Source organism: Halorubrum sp. SS7, assembly GCF_005435055.1.
In the GTDB taxonomy this organism is placed as follows: Archaea; Halobacteriota; Halobacteria; order Halobacteriales; family Haloferacaceae; genus Halorubrum; species Halorubrum salinarum.
The window spans coordinates 1-349 of record NZ_SGXV01000091.1; the positions used below are offsets into that span (position 1 = coordinate 1).

1 protein-coding gene is annotated in these 349 nt (G+C 53.0%); it reads right to left on the reverse strand.

Going from position 1 to position 349, the window contains the following annotated elements:
- Positions 1-89: 89 nt before the first annotated feature.
- Positions 90-349: hypothetical protein (locus EXE44_RS20905; RefSeq protein ID WP_199241247.1), on the reverse strand; the 260-nt coding region annotated here is incomplete at its 5' end.

Here is a 349-nt window from a genome sequence, read left to right on the forward strand (position 1 = left end):
CGTCGCTGTCGTCCGTACCTCCCGATCCGCCGCCGTCAATTATCGAATCGTAGTTCATTGTCGTTTTAGGCGTTCCTCATGTGTTTGCTCTAAATCGGGTGGGTGTGGTTCTGACCGGATGGCACCTCTACCCAGTCGAGAACGACCTGATAGCCGCCCGAGATGGTGTCAACAAGTTCGTTGACAGAGACCACCGTGCCACTATTCGCTCCAAACGATCCGGACTCGATAGTGCCGCCGAAGCCGTTTATAGTGTAATTCACTTGGTCAGTAGAGTCGTAAGTCGAGGAAAAACTGACCCTCTCAACGTAGGAACCGATCTGCGGGCTGCTGTTTTCAATACCCAAGC